This window comes from Pseudomonas sp. W15Feb9B, assembly GCF_000828175.1.
Lineage (GTDB): Bacteria > Pseudomonadota > Gammaproteobacteria > Pseudomonadales > Pseudomonadaceae > Aquipseudomonas > Aquipseudomonas parakoreensis.
The window spans coordinates 1-6,100 of sequence record NZ_JTKF01000086.1 but is presented as its reverse complement, the minus strand read 5'-3'; the positions used below and the strand labels follow the sequence as shown (position 1 = coordinate 6,100).

The 6,100-nt window shown below is 59.4% G+C and carries 5 protein-coding genes; 4 read left to right on the top strand and 1 reads right to left on the bottom strand.

Features of this window, described 5'->3' with window-relative positions:
• The first annotated feature begins 96 nt into the window (after nucleotides 1-96).
• Nucleotides 97-1,431, top strand: coding sequence for a substrate-binding domain-containing protein (locus tag OC71_RS26705; RefSeq protein WP_041075053.1), 1,335 nt, complete (start codon nucleotides 97-99; stop codon nucleotides 1,429-1,431).
• Nucleotides 1,432-1,576: 145 nt separating this feature from the next.
• Here the strand turns inward: OC71_RS26705 and OC71_RS26700 are convergent, their stop codons facing one another.
• Nucleotides 1,577-2,806 carry an acyl-CoA dehydrogenase gene (locus OC71_RS26700; protein ID WP_041075051.1) on the bottom strand — a complete coding sequence of 410 codons (1,230 nt, stop codon included), beginning with the start codon at nucleotides 2,804-2,806 and terminating at the stop codon, nucleotides 1,577-1,579.
• A 157-nt stretch (nucleotides 2,807-2,963) separates the two neighbouring features.
• On the opposite strand from OC71_RS26700, the gene OC71_RS26695 reads away from it, so the two are divergent.
• The 3 genes from OC71_RS26695 to OC71_RS26685 all read left to right on the top strand — a co-directional run bounded on the left by OC71_RS26695 (nucleotide 2,964) and on the right by OC71_RS26685 (nucleotide 5,525).
• A complete protein-coding gene (locus tag OC71_RS26695; protein WP_041075049.1) occupies nucleotides 2,964-3,893 on the top strand; it encodes a LysR family transcriptional regulator in 930 nt (309 codons plus the stop codon).
• A 187-nt stretch (nucleotides 3,894-4,080) separates the two neighbouring features.
• Nucleotides 4,081-4,479 (top strand): MerR family DNA-binding transcriptional regulator, encoded by a 399-nt coding sequence (locus tag OC71_RS26690; protein WP_041075047.1) that lies wholly within the window; start codon nucleotides 4,081-4,083, stop codon nucleotides 4,477-4,479.
• A gap of 146 nt (nucleotides 4,480-4,625) precedes the next feature.
• Complete coding sequence (locus OC71_RS26685; RefSeq protein WP_027614624.1) at nucleotides 4,626-5,525, top strand: hydroxymethylglutaryl-CoA lyase; 900 nt, start codon at nucleotides 4,626-4,628, stop codon at nucleotides 5,523-5,525.
• The last annotated feature ends 575 nt before the right edge of the window (nucleotides 5,526-6,100 follow it).

Sequence of the window (6,100 nt, the reverse complement as noted above, 5' to 3'; positions counted from 1 at the left end):
AACATAGAATCTCCCACAGTTTCATCGGTGTCATGTTTTGGTCATGCACCTGACTTAATCTCCCCGGCAATCCCCTTGGCCTGATTCGGTGCCGGCATGACCCTGCGTGTTCTGTTCGCTTTTCTGTCGAGTGCATGGCTGACGGTCAGTGCCGCCACCCTGCCCGTCCCCGAAAACGGCCCGGCATTGCGCATTCAGGGTTCCAACACCATCGGCGCCGATCTCGGCCCGGCGCTGGTCGAAGGTTTTCTGCAAGAGCAGGGTCTGCTGAAGATTCACCGCGAAAACCCCGACAACGCCAACGAACAACACATCGTGGCTCAGACTGCGCAAGGCCAACGGGTGGTGATTGAAGTCGCCGCCCACGGTTCCAGCACCGGGTTCACCGCACTGAAAACCGCCAGCGCCGACCTCGCCGCCTCCTCACGCCCGATCAAGGACAGCGAACTGCTCGACCTGCAAACGCTCGGCGACCTGAAAAGCGCTGAGGCCGAGCAAGTGATCGCCATCGACGGCCTGGCGATCATCCTTCACCCCGGCAACCCCCTACAGCAACTGGACACCGAGCAACTGGCGCGGATCTTCGCCGGTGAGGTGAAAACCTGGGAAGACCTCGGCGGGCACGGCGGATCGATTCATTTATATGCGCGGGATGATCAGTCCGGCACCTACGACACGTTCAAGGAACTGGTGCTGGGTCGTCGTGGGAAACACCTTAGCTCCAGTGCGAAACGCTTCGAATCCAGCGAGCAATTGTCCGATGCGGTGAGCAACGATCCGCAAGGCATCGGTTTCATCGGCCTGCCGTATGTGCGCCAGGCCAAAGCCGTGGCCATCGCTGACGGCGCATCGCAATCGATGTTGCCGCTCAACAGCCTGATTGCCACCGAGGACTATCCGCTGTCGCGGCGCCTGTTCTTTTATTTGCCGCCCAGCAACCAGAATCCGTGGGCATCGGCGCTGGTGGCGTTTGCGCAAAGCCCACAGGGCCAGCAGATTGTCGCGGCCAACGGTTTCATCAGCCAGACCGTGCACGCGATGACCGTCACCCCGAATGCGCTGATGCCCGAGGGTTATCAATCCCTCAGCCGCCACGCCCAGCGTCTGACGGTGAACTTCCGTTTCGAGGAAGGCAGCGCCAGCCTCGACAACAAGGCGCGGCAGGATCTGGCGCGGGTGCTCGACTATATAAAGCGTCACGCCAAGACCGAGCGCGCGGTGACGCTGGTGGGGTTTGGCGACGAGAAAGACGACCCGGCACGGGCCGACCTGCTGTCGAAACTGCGGGCGATGGCGGTGCGTCGGGAGTTGGTGAAGAACGGCGTGGTGATGCGCGAGGTGCGCGGGTTTGGCGCGTTGATGCCGGTGGCGGCGAACAGTGCGGATGAAGGCAGGATCAAGAATCGGCGGGTTGAGGTTTGGGTGTACTGAATCTGATGTTGATGTGTTGAACCTGCTTACGTCATCGCTGGCAAGCCAGCTCCCACAGAGATTTCCAGTGAACACAAAGTTTGTGAACACCAAACAAACCTGTGGGAGCTGGCTTGCCAGCGATGAACGATGACGCGGTACTGGATCAGCGCTCGCTGCGCAACATTTCCTTCGGCACATACTTGCCGATCTCGAACTTGCCGATCGCCGCGCGGTGCACTTCGTCAGGGCCGTCGGCCAGACGCAGGGTGCGTTGCATGGCGTACATATAGGCCAGCGGGAAATCATTCGAGACCCCGGCCCCGCCGTGGATCTGGATCGCCCGGTCGATCACCCGTAGCGCGACATTCGGCGCGACAACCTTGATTTGCGCGATCTCGCTCTTTGCCACTTTGTTACCGACGGTGTCCATCATGTACGCCGCTTTCAGGGTCAGCAGGCGCGCCATGTCGATTTCCATCCGCGAATCGGCGATCTTGTCGACGTTACCGCCCAGACGCGCCAGCGGTTTGCCGAATGCAGTGCGACTCACCGAACGTTTGCACATCAATTCCAGTGCGCGCTCGGCCATGCCGATCGAACGCATGCAGTGGTGAATCCGCCCTGGGCCGAGGCGACCTTGAGCGATTTCGAAGCCTCTTCCCTCACCGAGCAGGACGTTTTCGTACGGCACGCGCACGTTGTCGAACAGCACTTCGGCGTGGCCGTGCGGTGCATCGTCGTAGCCGAATACCGGCAGCGGGCGGACGATTTTCACCCCGGGGGTGTCGACCGGTACGAGGATCATCGAGTGCTGGGCATGGCGCGGTGCGTCGGGGTTGCTCAGGCCCATGAAGATCAGGATCTTGCAACGCGGATCGCAGGCGCCGGAGGTCCACCACTTCTTGCCGTTGATCACCCACTCGTCGCCATCACGCACGGCACGGGCGGCCATGTTGGTCGCGTCAGACGAGGCCACGTCCGGTTCGGTCATGGCGAACGCCGAGCGGATCTCGCCGCGCAGCAGCGGTTCGAGCCAGCGCTGTTTCTGTTCTTCGTTGGCGTAGCGCACCAGCACTTCCATGTTGCCGGTGTCCGGCGCCGAGCAGTTGAACGGCTCTGGCCCGAGCAGCGAACGGCCCATGATCTCGGCCAGCGGTGCGTATTCGAGGTTGGTCAGGCCGGCGCCGAGTTCCGACTCCGGCAGGAACAGGTTCCACAGACCTTCAGCCTTGGCCTTGGCTTTGAGTTCTTCCATGATCGCGGTCGGCTGCCAGCGATCGCCCTCGGCAACCTGGCGTTCGAACACGGCTTCGGCCGGGTAAACGTAAGTGTCCATGAACGCGGTCACGCGCTCACGCAGTTCTTGCACCTTGGGCGAATAAGCGAAATCCATGAGCAATTACCTTCTATGGGCAGAGGTTGTTCAGATCATGCAATCGATGCTAGAACAGCGCTGATAATTTACCTAGCCTATTCTCGGCGTGTATAAACATTCATCACCGATATATGATCCGCTGATCGTCAGCCCCTAGAACAAGAGAAGCCGCGTTATGAATCTGAGTAAGGTCGACCTCAACCTTTTCATCGTCTTCGACGCGATCTACACCGAAGCCAACCTGACGCGCGCCGGGCAGATTGTCGGCATCACCCAGCCGGCGGTGTCCAACGCGCTGGCGCGGTTGCGCGAGACCTTCAACGATCCACTGTTCGTGCGCACCGCCCAGGGCATGGTGCCGACGCCGATGGCGCAGAACATCATCGGCCCGGTGCGCAACGCGCTGTCGCTGCTGCGGGTGTCGGTGCAGGAGAGCCGGATTTTCAACCCGGCGCAGGCGGTGAAGACTTACCGCATCAGCATGACCGACCTGACGGAGGCGGTGATTCTGCCGCCGCTGTTCCAGCGTTTGCGGCGTCTGGCGCCGACTGTGATCATCGAGAGTTTCCTGTCCAAACGCCGTGAAACCACCAAGGAACTGGCGGCCGGACGTCTGGATTTCGCCGTGGATGCGCCACTCAATACCGATCCGCAAGTGCGTCACGTCAAGCTGATGGAAGACCGTTACGTCTGTGCGATGCGCAAGGGTCATCCGCTGGCGGGCAAGGAAAAACTCAGCCTCGACGATTACCTGTCGCTGACACATATCCACATCTCCAGCCGCCGCAGCGGTCTGGGCTATGTCGATCTGTCCCTAGGGAAAATGGGCATTCAGCGCAAGATCGCCCTGCGCTCGCAGCATTACTTGATGGCGTCGCAGGTCATGCAGCAGACCGATATGGTCATGACCGTGCCCGAGCGTTTTGCCCGGCGCAACGACTTGCATGCGTTCAACCTTCCAGTCAACGACGTGCCGCCGGTGGAGACTCACCTTTACTGGCATGAGAGCACCGACCAGGATCCGGCCAACCGTTGGATGCGCGAGCAGATCATCGAGTTGTGCCAACAGGTGGCGGCGCAGGAGAAGAAGCTCGATAAGGTGTAAGGCTGGCTACCGCGTTTTCGTTCTTCGCGAGCAGGCTCGCTCCCACATGGACTTGTGCACGCCACTGATCCTGTGGGAGCGAGCTTGCTCGCGAAGAGGCCAGCACTGGCGCCACACATTTTTGAACCTTGACGTAAACGTCAACTCGCCATTAGCTTAGCGCCAAGACCTTTTTTCGAGCGCTTTCATGAGCAGCCAGACCTACAGCATTTCCGACCTCGCCCGCGAGCTGGACATCACCACCCGGGCGATCCGCTTTTATGAAGAGCAAGGCCTGCTCAGCCCTGAGCGCCGTGGCCAGGAACGCATCTATTCACCCCGCGACAAGGTCAGCCTGAAGCTGATCCTGCGCGGCAAGCGCATTGGTTTCTCGCTCGCCGAATGCCGCGAGTTGATCGAACTTTACGACCCGTCCAGCGGTAACACCAAACAGCTCAACAGCATGCTGGCGAAAATCAGCGAACGCCGCGAACAGCTCGAGCAGCAGCTGCTCGACATCGAACAGATGAAGCTGGAACTCGATACCGCGGAAGAACGCTGCGTGCAGGCGTTGGAGCAGACGCTCAAGGGTCAGCAGGCTATTTAACGGAAAAACCTATCCCCTGTGGGAGCGAGCTCGCTCGCGAATACGGTCCGACTCAAATCTTTCGTCGACTGATCCACCGCTTTCGCGAGCAAGCTCGCTCCCACAAGGGGGCATCCGCAGTCTTTAGATAACTACAGGTCAATCCCATGTCCCTCCCCTCCCAAGTACGCCTGATCGAAGTCGGCCCGCGTGACGGCCTGCAGAACGAAGCCCAACCGATCAGCGTGGCTGACAAGGTACAACTGGTCGACGCCCTGAGCGCCGCCGGCCTCGGCTATATAGAAGTCGGCAGTTTTGTCTCGCCGAAATGGGTGCCGCAAATGGCCGGTTCGGCCGAGGTGTTCGCGCAGATCCAGCGCAAACCCGGCGTGACCTACGGCGCACTGGCGCCGAACCTGCGCGGCTTTGAAGACGCACTGGCTGCCGGTGTGAAAGAAGTCGCGGTGTTCGCTGCGGCGTCCGAGGCATTCTCGCAGCGCAACATCAATTGCTCGATCAGCGAAAGCCTGGCGCGCTTCGCACCGATCATGGAAGCCGCGAAACAGCACGGCGTTACCGTGCGCGGTTACGTCTCCTGCGTGCTGGGTTGCCCTTATGAAGGCGAGGTCGCGCCGGAACAAGTGGCGATGGTTGCGCGTGAACTGTACGCGATGGGCTGCTACGAAGTGTCCCTCGGCGACACCATTGGCACCGGCACCGCAGGCGCGACCCGTCGGTTGTTCGAAGTGGTGTCGGCGCAAGTGCCACGGGAAAAGCTTGCGGGGCACTTCCACGACACCTACGGCCAGGCCATGGCCAACATCTATGCCAGTCTGCTGGAAGGCATTGCGGTGTTCGACAGCTCTATTGCCGGCCTGGGCGGCTGCCCGTACGCCAAAGGCGCGAGCGGTAACGTCGCTACCGAAGACGTGGTGTACCTGCTCAACGGTCTGGGCATCGAGACCGGTATCGACCTGGACGCCCTGATTGCGGCGGGTCAGCAGATCAGCGCGGTGCTCGGTCGCCCGAGTGGTTCGCGTGTGGCCAAGGCCCGTAACGCCCAGTGAGGGCGAAGGTGTTACCGCGGTGTCTGAAACGTGGGCTTAGTCGAGTAACACGGAAACAAATTGTCTGGTTTTGCCTGAAGAAAAAATCCTTCAAAAATCTCAAGTCATTGATTTAAAAGGGTTTTAAAAAGTTGGCACGGCTTCTGCTATCTCTATGGCATAACAAGAATAAAAAGCAGCAAACCAATAAAAATAAGACGTACCGACTCTGACATAACAAAAACAACACGGCAGAGACGCAGCTAACAGATTTTTTTGGAGAAGGTGTGCTTTTCAGGGTGTTCCTCGGAATGACCCGCAACCGGGCAGAGAACAATAAAACTACCTTCAGGTAGCTCCCGTATCGGTTGGATCGCTAGACGAGAAAGCAGATCAGCGCTCAAAAAAATACGTTTGCTCTTGACCCCGGATGGGGGTCGCCAAAAACAGCGGTAAAGGGCCACGGTTGCCAAAAACAACAACAGACCGCCCCTCAATAATAAAAAAGAGCACGCGACGACAAAATTAAAGGGGAGCTTAGGCTCCCCTTTGTGCTTTCCGCAATTCCCGAATTCCCTAACATCCCTGTGGGAGCT